The sequence below is a fragment of the Massilia putida genome (assembly GCF_001941825.1).
Taxonomy (GTDB): Bacteria; Pseudomonadota; Gammaproteobacteria; order Burkholderiales; family Burkholderiaceae_D; genus Telluria; species Telluria putida.
The window spans coordinates 931,884-946,742 of the sequence record NZ_CP019038.1 but is presented as its reverse complement, the minus strand read 5'-3'; the positions used below and the strand labels follow the sequence as shown (position 1 = coordinate 946,742).

Annotated in this window: 12 protein-coding genes and 1 pseudogene; 7 read left to right on the top strand and 6 right to left on the bottom strand. The window is 69.2% G+C overall.

The features are described from left to right. Positions 1-17: 17 nt before the first annotated feature. The 4 genes from pcaCD to pcaH form a co-directional block, all read right to left on the bottom strand. Positions 18-1,280, bottom strand: a complete 1,263-nt coding sequence (gene pcaCD, locus BVG12_RS06500) for a bifunctional 4-carboxymuconolactone decarboxylase/3-oxoadipate enol-lactonase PcaCD (RefSeq protein WP_075791714.1) — start codon at positions 1,278-1,280, stop codon at positions 18-20. Then, on the bottom strand, positions 1,277-2,638 hold the full coding sequence (gene pcaB / locus BVG12_RS06495; RefSeq protein WP_075791713.1) for a 3-carboxy-cis,cis-muconate cycloisomerase: 1,362 nt from the start codon (positions 2,636-2,638) through the stop codon (positions 1,277-1,279). Before pcaB ends, pcaCD begins: the two co-directional genes overlap by 4 nt. Before the next feature lie 141 nt (positions 2,639-2,779). Then, positions 2,780-3,310 carry a peptidase associated/transthyretin-like domain-containing protein gene (locus tag BVG12_RS06490; protein ID WP_075791712.1) on the bottom strand — a complete coding sequence of 177 codons (531 nt, stop codon included), beginning with the start codon at positions 3,308-3,310 and terminating at the stop codon, positions 2,780-2,782. A 10-nt stretch (positions 3,311-3,320) separates the two neighbouring features. Continuing rightward, entirely contained in the window at positions 3,321-4,013 is a 693-nt protein-coding gene (gene pcaH / locus BVG12_RS06485; RefSeq protein WP_075791711.1) for a protocatechuate 3,4-dioxygenase subunit beta, read from the bottom strand. Positions 4,014-4,156: 143 nt separating this feature from the next. Between pcaH and BVG12_RS06480 the strand changes: the two genes are divergently transcribed. Continuing rightward, positions 4,157-4,936 carry an IclR family transcriptional regulator domain-containing protein gene (locus BVG12_RS06480; RefSeq protein WP_075791710.1) on the top strand — a complete coding sequence of 260 codons (780 nt, stop codon included), beginning with the start codon at positions 4,157-4,159 and terminating at the stop codon, positions 4,934-4,936. 6 nt (positions 4,937-4,942) lie between these two features. On the opposite strand, the gene BVG12_RS06475 is transcribed toward BVG12_RS06480, so the two are convergent. Continuing rightward, a complete protein-coding gene (locus tag BVG12_RS06475) occupies positions 4,943-5,410 on the bottom strand; it encodes a MarR family winged helix-turn-helix transcriptional regulator (RefSeq protein ID WP_075791709.1) in 468 nt (155 codons plus the stop codon). 92 nt (positions 5,411-5,502) lie between these two features. Here BVG12_RS06475 and BVG12_RS06470 point away from each other — a divergent pair, with 92 nt between their 5' ends. The 6 genes and pseudogenes from BVG12_RS06470 (at position 5,503) to BVG12_RS06445 (ending at position 13,932) form a co-directional block, all read left to right on the top strand. Next, positions 5,503-6,336, top strand: coding sequence for a p-hydroxycinnamoyl CoA hydratase/lyase (locus BVG12_RS06470; protein WP_075791708.1), 834 nt, complete (start codon positions 5,503-5,505; stop codon positions 6,334-6,336). A 57-nt stretch (positions 6,337-6,393) separates the two neighbouring features. Further along, a pseudogene (locus BVG12_RS06465) lies at positions 6,394-7,837 on the top strand (aldehyde dehydrogenase). A 19-nt stretch (positions 7,838-7,856) separates the two neighbouring features. After that, positions 7,857-9,719: a feruloyl-CoA synthase gene (locus tag BVG12_RS06460; protein ID WP_229503975.1), complete on the top strand. Its 1,863-nt coding sequence runs from the start codon at positions 7,857-7,859 to the stop codon at positions 9,717-9,719. Positions 9,720-9,786: 67 nt separating this feature from the next. After that, on the top strand, positions 9,787-11,013 hold the full coding sequence (mhpT, locus tag BVG12_RS06455) for a 3-(3-hydroxy-phenyl)propionate transporter MhpT (RefSeq protein WP_075791706.1): 1,227 nt from the start codon (positions 9,787-9,789) through the stop codon (positions 11,011-11,013). A gap of 102 nt (positions 11,014-11,115) precedes the next feature. Continuing rightward, on the top strand, positions 11,116-12,813 hold the full coding sequence (locus BVG12_RS06450) for a tannase/feruloyl esterase family alpha/beta hydrolase (RefSeq protein WP_075791705.1): 1,698 nt from the start codon (positions 11,116-11,118) through the stop codon (positions 12,811-12,813). Between the two features lie 27 nt (positions 12,814-12,840). Then, complete coding sequence (locus BVG12_RS06445) at positions 12,841-13,932, top strand: porin (RefSeq protein WP_075791704.1); 1,092 nt, start codon at positions 12,841-12,843, stop codon at positions 13,930-13,932. Here the strand turns inward: BVG12_RS06445 and BVG12_RS06440 are convergent. Next, on the bottom strand, positions 13,923-14,783 hold the full coding sequence (locus BVG12_RS06440; protein ID WP_075791703.1) for a helix-turn-helix domain-containing protein: 861 nt from the start codon (positions 14,781-14,783) through the stop codon (positions 13,923-13,925). The two genes, BVG12_RS06445 and BVG12_RS06440, sit on opposite strands and share 10 nt — an antisense overlap. Between the last annotated feature and the right edge of the window lie 76 nt (positions 14,784-14,859).

Below are 14,859 nucleotides of genomic sequence, written 5' to 3'. Positions count from 1 at the left end.
ACTGCCGGCCGCGCCGGTTACAGCGCGTCGACGAATGCCGTCACCGCCTGTGCGAACGCCGCCGGCCGTTCGATCGCGCCCAGATGCGATGCCTCGGCCAGCACCTGCAGGCGCGCATCCGGAATACCGCTTGCGAGCGTTTGCGCCATCTCGACCGGCGTGCCCTGGTCCAGTTCACCGGCCAGTACGAGCGTCGGCACGGCGATCTGCGGCAGGCGCGCCGTCGTGTCGACGCCGCCCACGGCCGCGCAGCAGCCGGCATAACCTTCGGCATCGGTGGTGACGAGGCGCTGGCGGAAGCGGGCGACCGTGGCCGGATGCGCGGTGCGGAAGCCTTCATGGAAGTAACGGCCCATGACGGCGTCCGCGATCGCCTCGATGCCGTGCTCGCGGACGGTGACGATGCGCTGGCGCCAGACGTCGCGCGCCGCATCGGGATAGCCCGACGTCGTATGCGCCAGCACGAGCGCGCCGACCAGGGACGGGTGGCGCAGCGCCAGCTCCTGGCCCACCATGCCGCCCATCGACAGGCCGACCCACACGACGGGGCCCGTGTCCAGTTCGCGCAGCAGGCGCGCGGCGTCGTCGGCCAGGTCGGCCATCCCGTACGGACCGGCCGGCGCGTCGGAGCTGCCGTGGCCGCGATGGTCGTAGGCGATCACGCGGCAGTCGCCGGCCAGCAGGTTGGCGAGGGCGTCCCACATCGTCAGGTCGCAGCCGAGCGCATGGCTCAGCACGACCGTGTGGCGCGGCCGCTTGCCGCTGCGCGGTTCGCGTACGCTGTAGTGCAGGGCGGGCAAGCCGGCGGTACGGCCTTCGCGGCCCACGCCGGGATGCACGGCATCCAGCGGCGATGCCGGTTCTAGTGCGTAGCCGATCTGCGGTCCGACCTCGCGCAGGATCGCCGTCGCGTGCGCGAACGCCGTGTTCGCGGCCGGGACGCCGGCGTAGATCGCCGACTGCATCAGCACTTCCTTCAACTCGTCCGGCGTGAGCCGGCTGTCGGCGTCGCCCAGCAGCGCGGCGCGCACGTGCAGCTCGTATTCTTCCCAGCGGCCGAGCGCGATGGTGATGGCGAGGACGATCGTGCGGCGCGTCTTGCGCTCCAGGCCCGGACGGTCCCAGATGTCGTGCCACGCATAGCGCGTGATGAAGTTCTGGAAGTCGGCGGTGAAGGTGTTGGCGTTCGCCAGGGAACGCTCGACCCAGGCGTCGCCGAGGACGGCGCGGCGCTGTTCGAGGCCGCGGATCAGGTCATGGTTGAGGGGATCGAAGCTCATGGTGTGTCCTGCTTGAGTGCGGCCAGGCGTTGGCGCGCGAGGCGTTGGGCCGGTGCGGTGGCGGCGACCGGGTCGAAGATGGCGTCCAGCTGCGTGGCGTCCAGGTGCGCGAGCGCCGGATCGGCGGCGATGGCCGCGCGGGCGACGTCGCGCAGATGGCGGCCTTCGGCGACGGCGGTCTGCGTCATCTTTTCGACCGCCGCGTGGGCGGCGGGACGCCCGATGGCGCCCGCGAGCCAGATCGACAGCGCCTCGGCCGAGACGAGGCCGTGCAGCGCGTCGATGTTGGCGCGCATGCGGACGGTATCCACCGTCAGGCCGTCGAAGGCGTCGTTCAGCGCCCGCAGCGCGCCGTGGGCGGACAGGAACGGCGTCGGCCACTCGGCCAGCTCCGCCTGCCAGTTGCCCAGGCCGCGCTCGTGCTGCTGGCCCATCGCGGCAAGGAGCGTGGCCGCGTGATGCGGCGTGCGCGTGGCGGCGGCCAGGGCGATCATCGACGAGACCGGGTTTCTCTTGTGCGGCATCGCGGACGAGCCGCCGCGGCCGCCGCCCGACGGTTCCGCCAGCTCGCCGACTTCGCCCTGCGCCATCAGCGCGAGGTCCGCCGCGATCTTGCCGAGACTGCCCGTCAGCAGCGCGACTTCCAGTCCCAGGCGCACCCATTCGTCGCGCTGCGTGTGCCACGTGGCGGCCGGCGTCTTGAGGCCGAGCGCCTGCGCCATCCGGTGCGCGACGGCGGGACCGCGTTCGCCCATCACGGCCAGCGTGCCGACGGCCCCGCCCAGCTGCAACTGCAGCGCGTCGAGGGCGGCGTCGCGCAGGCGCGCGCGGGCGCGCACGAGCGGCGCGAGCCAGCCGGCGACCTTGAAGCCGAAGCCCATCACCTGGGCCGGCTGCAGCAAGGTGCGTGCCAGCACGGGCGTGGCCAGGTGGGCCTCGCCCAGCTTCAGCAGGTGCGCGCACAGCACGGCCAGGTCGTCGTCGAGCAGGCGCAGCGCCGTGCGCGTGACGAGCACCATCGCGCTGTCCTGCACGTCCTGGCTCGTGCTGCCCCAGTGGACGAGCGTGGACGCGTCCTTGTCGCTTTCCGCGACGAGGCGCGTCAGTTCCTTCACGAGCGGCACGGCCAGCGTGCCGGAACGGCGGCCGGCCGCGACGAGGGAGGCGGTGTCGATGCGGTCGGCCCGGCAGGCGGCCGCGATGGCCTGCGCGGCGGCGCGCGGCAGCAGGCCTTCGTCCGCCTGCGCCGCGGCCAGCGCCGCTTCGAAATCGAGCATTGCCTGGATGAACGCCGCGTCGTCGAAGGCGGCGATCATGTCGGGGGTGCTCAGCAGGGTGTCGAAAAGTGATACAGCCAAGGTGTCTCCGTTTTTGTAGGATGGGCTCGCCGAGCCCACGCGGTGATGCGCGCCGTGAAGCACGTCGCGCCGGTGCCGGCGACCGTCGAACGTGTGGGCACGTGTCGTCCGAGGCCCCGGCCTCGGGTGCCCACCCTCCGGTCAACGATAGTCGAAGAACACCGTCTCTTTGTCCGTCTGCATCCAGATATCCCAACGATACCGGCCGTCGCCGTCCTTGCGCGCGACGAGCGTGTCGCGCCGTTCGGCCGGCACCTGCGCCAGGATAGCCGATTGCGCCAGCGTGGCATCGTCCTCGAGGAAGACCGCCGTGAACTGATGCTTGGTCAGCCCGCGCGCGAACACGGTCACGTAGGCCGCGGGTTCGCCCGCCGGACGTTCGGGCATCGACAGGCGCAGGCTGAATTCACCGGCCTTGCCGGTCGGCGTGCGGCGGAAGCCCGGGATTTCCTGGGACGCCTCCACGGCCGCCGCTTCGGGCAGCCAGGCTTCGATCTGGGCGTCGTCGATGGGATTGCCGTCGCCGTCGTACAGGACGCCGTGCACGACGACGGTCGGCGCGCTCGTCTCCAGGCGCGCGGGGGCGCAGAAGTCCACCGCCCATTGCCAGCCTTCGTGCGAGAACGGGCCGATGGTCTGGGAGGTCGTGATTTGGTAATCCGTGTTGCTCATGTTTGCTCCTTCAGAGTCCGAACGGCGTGGCGCCACGGCCGCGCAGGACGATGTCGAATTCATAGCCCAGCATCTCGTCGCCCACCGTGTGGTCGAGCGAGAAGCGCGCGATCAGGCGCTGGCGTGCCGCTTCGTCCGGGATGCTGTTGAAGATCGGGTCGTACGGGAACAGCGGATCGCTCGGGAAGTACATCTGCGTGACGAGGCGCTGCGCGTACACGTTCCCGAACAGCGAGAAGTGGATGTGCGCGGGGCGCCACGCCTTGTCGTGGTTCTTCCACGGGTACGGGCCCGGCTTGATGGAGACGAAGCGGTAGCGGCCGTCGTCGTCCGTCATCATCTTGCCGAAGCCGAAGAAGTTCGGGTCGAGCGGGGCGTCGTGGTTGTCGCGCTGGTGCCAGTAGCGGCCCGCCGAATTGGCCTGCCACACTTCGATCAGCGAATTGCGCACCGGCTTGCCGTCCTCGTCGACGACACGGCCCGTGACGACGATCTTTTCGCCCAGCGGGGCTTTCTCGCCGCGGCGCGTCAGGTCCGTGTCGTGCGGAAGGAGGATGCGCGGCGCCGGATCGATGTTGCGGCTGACCGGTACCCGCGCGTCGATGCGCAGGGCGGGTTGCAGCGGGCCGCGCTTCACCGTCGATTTGTAGGCGGGGTAGATGAGCTCCGGCCACACGCCGGGTTGCACGTCGTCGAATTTCACGTTGTCTCCTGATGTCGGAAGGGTTGTGCGAGCCGATCCATCGTAGAAAAACGGCCCGTGCCCGGCAAGACGGCGCTGTCGCCGGACTTCCGCTATTCGCACGCTGTGTGCGATACTCGCTCAAAATCCCATTTTTCTGCACAATGGACCAGGACGACGACTTTCCCGCACCCGCGAAACGCGACATGGTGGCAGGCCTCGACAAGGGCCTGCAGGTGATCGAGGCATTCGACCAGGAGCGTTCGCGCCTGACGATCGCCGAGGTGGCCGAGCGCACGGGCCTCACGCGCGCGGCCGCGCGGCGCTATCTGCTGACCTTGACGGCGCTCGGCTATATGCGGCACGAGAACAAGCAGTTCACGTTGACGCCCAAGATCCTGCGCCTCGGGCAGTCGTACCTGCATTCGGCGCGGCTGCCGCGCATCGCGCAGCCGCTGCTGTACCGGCTCGCGTACGCGCTCGGCGAGGCGGCGTCGGTCGGGGTGCTCGACCACGACGACCTCGTCTGCGTGGCGGCCGTCAGCGCGGGCCAACTGATCTCGGCCACGCTGCAGCCGGGCACGCGCGTGCCCGCGTACTGCACGGCGAACGGGCGCATGCTGCTCGCGAGCCTGGCGCACGATCAGGTCGAACGCTTTCTCGCGCGCGCGGCGCCGGAACCCATCACGTCGCACACGATCGTCGACCGCGCGCGGCTCGGCGAGGAGATCGCGCGGGCCCGCGAGCGCGGCTATGCCGTGGTCGACCAGGAGCTGGAATTGGGCCTGCGCACGATCGCGGTCCCGGTCAAGAACTTCCGCGGCGACGTGGTGGCCGCGATGAACATCAGCGTGCACGCGGGCCGCATGAGCGTGGAGCAGATGGTCGAGCGCTGCCTGCCGACCCTCATCAAGTACCAGGTCGAGCTCAACGCACTGTTGTAGGTGACGTCAGATGCCGTGCAGGCTGAGCGCCTTCACGGCACTGCGCAGCTGCGCATGCAGCCACGCGCGCTCGTCGGCGGCGAGGTCCGGGAACATGGTGTCCTCGACCTGCTTCACCACCTCGTCGCAGCGCCCCAGAACGGCCACGCCGTCGTCCGTCAGGCTGATGCGGATGATGCGGCCGTGGTCCGGATCGGGCGTGCGCGCGATCCATCCCTTCGCCTCCATCGCCTTCACCATTTCGTTCGCCGATTGCGGCGACATCATCGTGCGTTCCGCCAGCTGGGCGTTCGACAGCGTGCCGAGCACGCGGAACACGGACAGCGCCGTGTAGTGGGGCACCGTCATGCCCAGCGGCGCGAGGCCGTCGCGCAGGCGCTTGTTGAGGACGTGGTCGAGCCGGCCGACGATGTAGGCCAGGCCCGTGGGCTTGTTGTCGGCCTGGGCGGCCGCGACTGGTTTTTTCGATGGCATGAAAATTTTTCTTGTCAAAGCGTGCAGGCAGGTCTAGTATAAATCTCATATCAGGTTACCTGATACATTCCACACACACTAGGAGACATTGTATGTCCAAATACGAAGGCCGTTGGCAGACCGTGAAGGTCGACGTCGAGAACCGCATCGGCTGGATCACCCTGAACCGCCCGGAAAAGCGCAATGCGATGAGCCCGACGCTGAACCGCGAGATGATCGACGTGCTCGAGACGCTGGAGCTGGACGACGACGCGGAAGTGATCGTGCTGACCGGCGCCGGCGACGCCTGGACCGCCGGCATGGACCTGAAGGAATACTTCCGCGAGACCGACGGCAAGCCCGAGATCACACAGGAGCGCATCCGCCGCGACTGTTCGCAATGGCAGTGGAAGCTGCTGCGCATGTACAGCAAGTCGACGATCGCGATGGTGAACGGCTGGTGCTTCGGCGGCGCGTTCTCGCCGCTCGTCGCCTGCGACCTCGCCATCGCCGCCGACGACGCCGTGTTCGGCCTGTCGGAAGTGAACTGGGGTATCCCGCCGGGCAATCTGGTGTCGAAAGCCGTCGCGGATACGATGGGCCACCGCCAGGCGCTGTACTACATCATGACGGGCGAGACGTTCACGGGCAGCCAGGCCGCCGAGATGGGCCTCGTCAACAAGGCGGTACCGAAGGCCCAGCTGCGCGAAGAAGTGACGAAACTGGCGCAGAATCTGCTGGAAAAGAACCCGGTCGTGCTGCGCTACGCGAAGCAGGGCTTCAAGCGCTGCCGCGAACTGACGTGGGACCAGAATGAGGATTACCTGTACGCGAAGACCGACCAGTCGAATTACCGCGACCCGGAAAAGGGCCGCAAGGAAGGCCTGAAGCAGTTCCTGGACGATAAGACGATCAAGCCTGGCCTGCAGAGCTACAAGCGCGCGTAAGACGCGTTCCGCCCGAACCGAAGCCCCCCTAATCAGAGACGACAAAGGAGACCTCTGATGTTCGACACCGATCTGCTGATCGCCGGGCAGGCCCGCCCGGCATCCAACGGCGCTGCGTACGAGCGGCGCGATCCAGCCAGCGGCACCGTCGCCACGCGCGCCGCCGCGGCCACTCTCGACGACGTCGATGCCGCCGTCGCCGCGGCGCGCGACGCTTTCCCGGCCTGGTCCGCCGTGCAGCCGGGCGCGCGCCGCGCCTTGCTGCTCGCCGCGGCCGACGCGATGGAAGCGCTGCGCCCGCGCATCGTGGAGGCCGCCATCCGCGAAGCGGGCGGTGCGCCCGTCTGGTACCAGTTCAACGTGACGCTCGCCGCCAACATGCTGCGCGAAGCGGCATCGATGACGACCCAGATCGCCGGCGAAGTCATTCCGTCCGACGTCCCGGGCTCGCTCGCGCTGGGCGTGCGCCAGCCGTGCGGCGTCGTCGTCGGCATCGCGCCGTGGAACGCGCCCGTGATCCTTGGCACGCGCGCCGTCGCCATGCCGCTCGCCTGCGGCAATACCGTGATCCTCAAGGCGTCCGAGCTGTGCCCGGCCGTGCACCGGCTGATCGCGCAGGCATTCGCCGACGCCGGCTTCCCGCCCGGGGTCGTCAACTTCATCTCGAACGCGCCCGACGACGCGCCGTGGATCGTCGAGCGCCTCGTCGCGCACCCGGCGGTCCGGCGCATCAACTTCACCGGATCGACCCGCGTGGGCCGCATCATCGCGAAGCTGGCCGCCGAGCACCTGAAACCCGTGCTGCTGGAACTGGGCGGCAAGAACCCGGTCGTCGTGCTGGACGACGCCGACCTCGACGCGGCCGTCGATGCCGCCGCGTTCAGCGCCTTCTTCAACCAGGGCCAGATCTGCATGTCCGCCGACCGCATCCTCGTCGACCGCAAGATCGCGCCAGGCTTCATCGAGAAGCTGGCCGCGAAGACGGCGACCCTGCGCGCCGCCCACGCGGACGCGCCGCTGGCCGGCATGATCGATCCGGCCGCCGCAAGCCGCGTGGACGCCATGCTGGCGGACGCGCGCGAGCGTGGCGCCACCATCATCCAGTCCGGCGGCCTGGAAGGCAATGTGCTGCAGCCCGCAATCGTGGACGGCGTCACGCCCGCCATGCGCGTGTACCGGGAAGAGTCGTTCGGCCCCATCGTCTCGGTGCTGCGCTTCGACACGGACGAGGAAGCGATCCGGCTCGCCAACGACAGCGAATACGGCTTGTCGGCAGCCGTGTTCTCGCGCGACATCGGCCGCGCCATGGCGGTGGCGCAGCGCATCGAATCGGGCATCTGCCACATCAACGGCCCGACCGTGCACGGACGAGGCGCAGATGCCGTTCGGCGGCGTCAAGGGCAGCGGTTACGGGCGCTTCGGGGGCAAGGCGGCCATCGCGGAATTCACCGACCTGCGCTGGATCACCGTGCAGACCGGCCCGCGCCACTACCCGATCTGAGGAGACCGGCATGCATCCTATGCAGTCGGAAGGACGGCGCCGTCCCGTCCTCCTCGGGAACCCGGAAATCCGCGCGTGGCGCGACGGCGACGTCTGGCACGTCGACGCCGTCACGCCGCTCGGCCCCGTGCCACGTCGCTGGACGGACCGCCTCGTCAGCGGCGCGGCCGCGCATCCGGAACGCACGCTGGTCGCCCGGCGCGGGCCGGACGGCGGCTGGATCCGCATCGGCTATGCCGACATGCTGCGCCGCGCGCGCCACATCGGCCAGGCGCTGCTGGACCGCGGCTTGTCGGCCGAGCGGCCGCTCGCGATCCTGTCCGGGAACGACCTCGAACACTACCAGCTGGCGCTGGGCGCCGCGTACGCGGGCATTCCGTTCGCGCCGGTCTCGCCCGCGTACTCGCTCGTCGCCACCGACTACGGCAAGCTGCGCGACCTGATAGCCCAGCTGACGCCGGGGGCCGTCTACGTCGCGGATGGCGGCGCGTACGCAAAGGCACTCGACGCGGTGTTGCCCGGCGATGCGGAGCTGATCGTCGGCAGCGGCGACTACGCCGAGCGTTCCTGGACCCGCTTCGGCAGCCTGCTCGACACGCCGGTTCGCGACGTCGACGCGGCCAACGCCGCCGTCGGGCCGGACACGATCCTGAAATTCCTGTTCACGTCCGGATCGACGAAGAAGCCGAAGGCCGTCGTCACGACGCACGGCATGCTCGCCGCGAACCAGCAGATGCTGTTGCAAACCTTCGCGTTCCTGGCCGAGGAGCCGCCCGTGCTCGTCGACTGGCTGCCGTGGAACCACTGCTTCGGCGGCAGCCACAACGTCGGCATCGCGTTGTACAACGGCGGCACCTTGTACCTGGACGACGGCAAGCCGACGCCGAGGGAATTCGGGCAGACGCTGGACAATTTGCGCGAGATCGCGCCCACCGTCTACTTCAACGTGCCGAAAGGCTTCGAGATGCTGACGGAGGCATTGGAGCGCGACGCCGGTCTGCGCGCGACCTTCTTCTCGCGCGTCAAACTGTTCTTTTGCGCGGGCGCGGGACTGTCGCAGGCGGCGTGGGACCGGCTCGACGCCGTCGCGGTTGCGCACTGCGGCGAAGCGATCCGCATCATGACGGGCCTCGGCATGACGGAAACGTCGCCGTCCTGCACGTTCGGCACGGGCGACGTCGTGCAGGCGGGCTACGTCGGCGTGCCGGCGCCGGGGTGCCGCGTGAAGCTGGTGCCGGTGGACAGCAAGTTCGAAGCCCGCTTCGCCGGCCCGCACGTGATGCCGGGCTATTGGCGCGCGCCGCATCTCACGACGGAAGCGTTCGACGACGAGGGTTTCTACCGCACGGGCGACGCGCTGCGCTTCTACGATGCGGCGCGCCCGGAGCTCGGGTTCGTGTTCGACGGCCGCATCGCGGAAGACTTCAAGCTGTCGACCGGGACGTTCGTCAGCGTCGGGCCGCTGCGGGCGCGCGTCGTCAGCCTGGGCGCGCCGTACGTGCTGGATGCCGTCGTCACCGGCCTGAACCGCGAGACCGTCGGCCTGCTCGTGTTCCCGCGCATGGAGCATTGCCGTGCGCTGGCCGATCTGCCGGCGGATGCCGAGGCGGCGCAGGTGTTGGCCAGCGCCCCGGTACGCGCCATGTTCGCACGGCTGCTCGACGACCTGAACGCGGGCGCGAGCGGCTCGTCGATGCGAATCGAACGCCTGCTGCCGCTGACCGAACCGCCTTCGATCGACCACCGGGAATTGGCCGACAAGGGCTCGATCAACCAGGCGGCCGTGCTGGCGCGGCGCGCGGCCCTGGTCGACGACCTGTATGCGGACCGCGCGCAACTCGCCATCCGCGCCGGCGCAGGAGGGGCGCGCACGACGACCTGACGACCTGACGACCCGACGATCCATCAGCGAACACCAAAACGATAAATCGCTTTAGAGGAGACACATCATGAACCACCGAGGCTATCTGCCGCGCGGTGCGGCGACGATCGCGCTGTGCTTTATCACCGCATTACTGGAAGGGCTCGACCTGCAGTCGACCGGCATCGCCGCGCCGGGCATCGGCGCCGAATTCAAACTGGCGCCCGCCATGATGGGCTGGGTGTTCAGCGCTGGCCTCGTCGGCCTGCTGCCGGGCGCCTTCGTCGGCGGCTGGCTCGCGGACCGCATCGGGCGCAAGCGCGTGCTCGTCGGCGCGGTGCTGCTGTTCGGCGTGTTTTCCTTCGCGACCGCGCATGTGCGGGACTTCCACAGCCTGCTCGCGGCGCGCGTGTTCACGGGGCTCGGCCTCGGCGCCGCGCTGCCGCTGCTGATCGCGCTGACCTCCGAAGCGGCCGACCCGGCGATGCGCAGCACCGCCGTCAGCCTGACCTATTGCGGCGTGCCGCTGGGCGGCGCCATCGCGTCCGTCATCGGCATGACGAAGTTCGAGGCGGGCTGGCGCACCATCTTCTATGTCGGCGGCCTCGTGCCGGTCGGCGTGGCGCTGCTGCTCGTGCTGCTGCTGACCGAATCCGCCAGCTTCCGCCACCAGGCCGCGAACCACGCGCCGGCCGACCGCCGCATCGGCGCGCTGTTCGCCGGCAGCGCCCTCGGCTCGACCCTGCTGCTGTGGGTCGCATGCTTCTTCACGCTGACCGTCCTGTACATGTTGCTCAACTGGCTGCCGTCGCTGCTGATCGGGCAGGGCTACACGCGTCCCCAGGCCGGCGTCGTGCAAATCCTCTTCAATATCGGCGGGGCGGCCGGTTCCGTGTTGAGCGGGCGCCTCGTCGACCGCGACCGTCCCGGCCTCGCCGTCGCGATCACGTATGCGGGCATGCTGTTGTCGCTGGCGGGCCTCGGCTTGTCCGGCAGTTTCGGCCTGACGATGGCCGCCGGCTTCGCGGCCGGGTACTGCGCCATCGGTGCCCAGGCCGTGCTGTACGCCCGCGCCCCGGCCCTGTACGGAACGGGCATCCGCGCCACCGGCGTGGGCGCGTCGATCTCCATCGGCCGCCTGGGTGCCATTGCCGGCCCGCTGGTGGCCGGGCAGGTGCTGGCGACCGGCGCCGGCGCGGCGGGTGTGATGTTGTCCGCCGCCCCCGGTCTGGTCGTGGCGTCCCTGTGTGCATGGAAGCTGTCGCGCCGCGCCGACCCGCAGGCGGGCGCCGCGCAGGCGGTCGGCACGCACTGAGCCACCTCTGATTCATCCGTAGCGAGCGGTGCGCGCAGTCCGGCCATGGACTGTGCCGGGTCCGCTCGTCCCCACGTTTCGCAAAGCATTCAGGAGCACACGATGAACCGACACCATACGGCCGCCTTGCTGGCCGCCCTCGGCCTGGCCGGCTGCGGCACGAGCCACGACACCAACCCACCGGCGGCGCAGCTGCTGCCGCAACTGACCCAGGCGACCGGCGGCACCTTGACCGGCTGCGCCGAGCTGGCGGCCCGCATCGTCTATCCCGACACCACGATCACGGCGGCGAACGCCATCGCGGCCGGCGTCCTGACCGTGGGCGGCAAGCCCGTGCCGGCGCATTGCCAGGTGAAGGGCGAGATGCTGCGCCGCACGGGCGCCGATGGGAAGGGCTACGCGATCGGCTTCGAGATGCGCCTGCCCGTCGCCTGGAACGGCCGCTTCTTTTACCAGGCCAACGGCGGCATCGACGGCAGCGTCGTCACGGCCACGGGCCCGGTCGGCGGCGGCGGTCCGCTCGACAACGCGCTGAACCAGGGCTTCGCCGTCCTCAGCTCGGACGCGGGCCACGCCGGCCCCACGCCGGACTTCGGCATCGACCCGCAGGCCCGCCTCGACTACGGTTACCAGGCCGTCGGCAAGCTGACGCCGATGGCCAAGGCGGTGATCCGGACGGCCTACGGCAAGGCGCCGGACCGTTCGTACATCGGCGGCTGCTCGAACGGCGGGCGCCACACGATGGTCGCGGCGGCGCGCTATGCGGACCAATACGACGGCTTCCTCGTCGGCGACCCTGGCTTCCGGCTGCCGCTGGCCGCCATCGCGAACATCGCCGGCGCCAAGATGTACGCGACGCTCGCGAGCACGCCGGGCGACCTGGGCTCGGGCTTCACGCTCGCCGAACGCAAGCTCGTCTCGAACGCCGTGCTGGCCAAATGCGATGCGCCGGAAGGCGTGGCGGATGGCCTCGTGCAGGACACAGGCGCGTGCCAAGCCGCGTTCGATATCGCACGCGACGTCCCGACATGCAGCGGCGCGCGCGACGGCACCTGCCTGAGCGCCGCGCAGAAGAGCGCCATCGCCGGCCTGTTCGCCGGCGCGAAGACGGAAACGGGCGCGAAGATCTACAGCAGCTTCCCGTGGGACGCGGGCCTGGCCACCGACGGCTGGGCGAGCTGGAAATTCAGTTCGCCGCTGACCCGCGACGCGGGCGCCGTCGGCCTGATCTGGTCCGTCCCGCCGGAGAATCCCGCGACGTTCGACGGTCCGGCGTTCGCCCTGAAGGGCAACCTGGACACCATGCTCGCGCGCGTGGGCGCGACGAGCGCCACGTATCCGGAGTCCGCGTTGTCGTTCATGCTGCCGCCCGACGCGACGAACCTCGCGAAGCTGAAAAACCGCGGCGCCAAGTTGCTCGTCTACCACGGCACGAGCGATCCGATCTTTTCCAGCGACGACACGACGGCGTGGTACGACGCCCTGCGCGCGGCCAACGGCGCCGACGCATCGAGCTTCGCGCGCTTCTTCCGCATTCCCGGCATGAACCACTGCGCGGGCGGTCCGTCGACCGACCAGTTCGACGCACTGACGCCGCTCGTGGCCTGGGTCGAAAAGGGCCAGGCGCCGGACGCCCTGCAGGCCGGTGCACGCGGGGCGGGCAACGCGGGCGGGGTGAACGCCGATGTGCCGGCGTCGTGGTCGGCGTCGCGCACGCGGCCGCTGTGCGCCTATCCGAAAGTCGCGAAGTACAAGGGATCCGGCGACGTGGAACAGGCCGCGAGCTTCACCTGCCAATAACGACAATTTGAACACCGAGGAGACAATATGAAACGCAATCCCATCCATGCAGCGACGGTACTTGTCTGCATCCTGGCCGCGCCGGCCGCTTTCGCACAGACGACCGTGCAGATCTACGGCGTCGTCGACACCAGCTTGTCCTACCTGACGAACGTCGACGCGGCGGGCCACGCCGTGACGAAGATGAATTCCGTCACTGGCGAGCTACCGTCGCGTATCGGCTTCCGCGGCATGGAGGACCTCGGGAACGGCCTGCAGGCGTTCTTCGTGCTGGAGAACGGCCTGTCGCTCGATACCGGCATGACGGGGCAGGGCAACCGCCTGTTCGGCCGCGCCGCCAACGTGGGGTTGAAAGGCGCGTGGGGCACGCTGACGCTGGGCCGCCAGCAGAACATGACGTATATCGCGCCGCAAAAGGCCGATGTCCTCGGCCCCAGCCTGTTCGCGCTCGGCAGCATCGACCCGTACCTGCCGAATGCGCGCAGCGACAACGCGATCGGCTACATGGGGAACTTCGGCCCCGTCGTCATCGGCGCCACGTACAGCCTGGGACGCGACGCGTCGAACGCGGGCGGACCGCCCGCCACCAATTGCGCGGGCGAGGTGCCCGGCAATGCGCAGGCCTGCCGTCAGTACACCGGTCTTGTCGGCTACGAGACGAAGGCCTGGGGCGTGAATACATCGTACGACCGCATGCACGGCAATACCGGCGCGGCGGGCGGCCTGACGGGTAGCGGCAACACGGATACGCGCATGACCCTCAACGGCTACGCGATGCTGGGCGCGACGAAGATCGGCGCCGGCGTCATCGACCGCGACACGAAGGCCGCCGCGGGCCGCACGGAATCCGACTTGTATTACCTTGGTGCCAGCTACCCGTTCGGCGCGTTCGTCGTCGACGGGCAGTGGGCGAAGCGCGTGATCCGCCATGCGGAGGCGGACGCGACGATGCTCGTCGCCCGGCTGACGTACGCGTTGTCGAAGCGGACGTACGTGTACACGGGCGTCGGCCGCATGGCGAACGACGGCACCTCGGCCGTGCCGCTCGACGCCAGCGGCAGCGTCGGCACGGGCAAGACGCAGAACGGCTTCATGGCCGGCCTGCGCCATCACTTCTGACGGCGTTCGCGGTATGCCTTCGGCGTCATCCCCGCGTGGCGCTTGAACGCGCGGCTGAAGTACGCCGGGTCCTGGAAGCCCAATTCGTAGGCAATGCTGGCCACGCTCGACGGGGCGTAGGTCAGCTTGCGGCAGGCTTCCAGCATCAGGCGGTCCTGCACGATGTCGAACGCGGACTTGCCCGCCAGCTTCAGGCACAGGCGGTTCAGCCGCACGGGCGTGACGCGCAGCAGGTCGGCATAGTGCGCGACCGGCGCCGCGTCCTTGTAGTGCTGCTCGACGGCCGCGCGGAACGCCGCGAACAGGCGGAATTCGCCGTGGCCCGACTGGCTGGCCACACTCTGTTCGGCATACGTGCGCGCCAGCAGCAACAATACGCTGCGCGCGAGCCATTCCAGCATCAGCGCATTGCCCTGCTGCGGCCACGCCGCCTCCTCGACCATATTCTTCAGCAGCGCCTCGATGCGCGCGCGCGGCTGGCGCGCCAGCGCGAGCGACAGCGGTTCGACGAACAGCGGCGAGAACAGTTCGTCGTGGTGGTCGGGCGTGGCGAAGAGCACGTTCTGGTCCACCGTCAGCACATAACCCTGCGCCCCTTCCGCGAAGTCGAAGCCATGCACGACGGACGGGTGCACGGTGATCGCGACCGGGCCCTTGCGTTCCCATACGGCTTCCTCGATCGCCGCGCGCACGCTGCCCTTGAGTAGAAAAAGTACCTGGAACAGGCCCGGATGCGTGTGGCGCCCGATGTGCCAGTCGTGCAGGCGGCTGCGCGTCTCGATCAGTTCGATGTGTACGGCTTCCGCCGGCGTCTGCTCGCCGTACAGGGCGAAGCGGGGAAACAAGGCCATGTCAAAAAAGTACAAGAAATCGATAATTTCATCCATTCTAATCACGGCACGCCGCCACTAGCATGGATGTCGACAA

What these genes read in the sequence shown, in the direction of transcription:
- pcaCD (WP_075791714.1), bottom strand. Translation starts at nt 1,280, where the DNA reads ATGAGCTTCGATCCCCTCAACCATGACCTGATCCGCGGCCTCGAACAG.
- BVG12_RS06490 (WP_075791712.1), bottom strand. Translation starts at nt 3,310, where the DNA reads ATGAGCAACACGGATTACCAAATCACGACCTCCCAGACCATCGGCCCG.
- BVG12_RS06480 (WP_075791710.1), top strand. Translation starts at nt 4,157, where the DNA reads ATGGACCAGGACGACGACTTTCCCGCACCCGCGAAACGCGACATGGTG.
- BVG12_RS06475 (WP_075791709.1), bottom strand. Translation starts at nt 5,410, where the DNA reads ATGCCATCGAAAAAACCAGTCGCGGCCGCCCAGGCCGACAACAAGCCC.
- BVG12_RS06470 (WP_075791708.1), top strand. Translation starts at nt 5,503, where the DNA reads ATGTCCAAATACGAAGGCCGTTGGCAGACCGTGAAGGTCGACGTCGAG.
- BVG12_RS06460 (WP_229503975.1), top strand. Translation starts at nt 7,857, where the DNA reads ATGCAGTCGGAAGGACGGCGCCGTCCCGTCCTCCTCGGGAACCCGGAA.
- mhpT (WP_075791706.1), top strand. Translation starts at nt 9,787, where the DNA reads ATGAACCACCGAGGCTATCTGCCGCGCGGTGCGGCGACGATCGCGCTG.
- BVG12_RS06450 (WP_075791705.1), top strand. Translation starts at nt 11,116, where the DNA reads ATGAACCGACACCATACGGCCGCCTTGCTGGCCGCCCTCGGCCTGGCC.
- BVG12_RS06445 (WP_075791704.1), top strand. Translation starts at nt 12,841, where the DNA reads ATGAAACGCAATCCCATCCATGCAGCGACGGTACTTGTCTGCATCCTG.
- BVG12_RS06440 (WP_075791703.1), bottom strand. Translation starts at nt 14,783, where the DNA reads ATGGCCTTGTTTCCCCGCTTCGCCCTGTACGGCGAGCAGACGCCGGCG.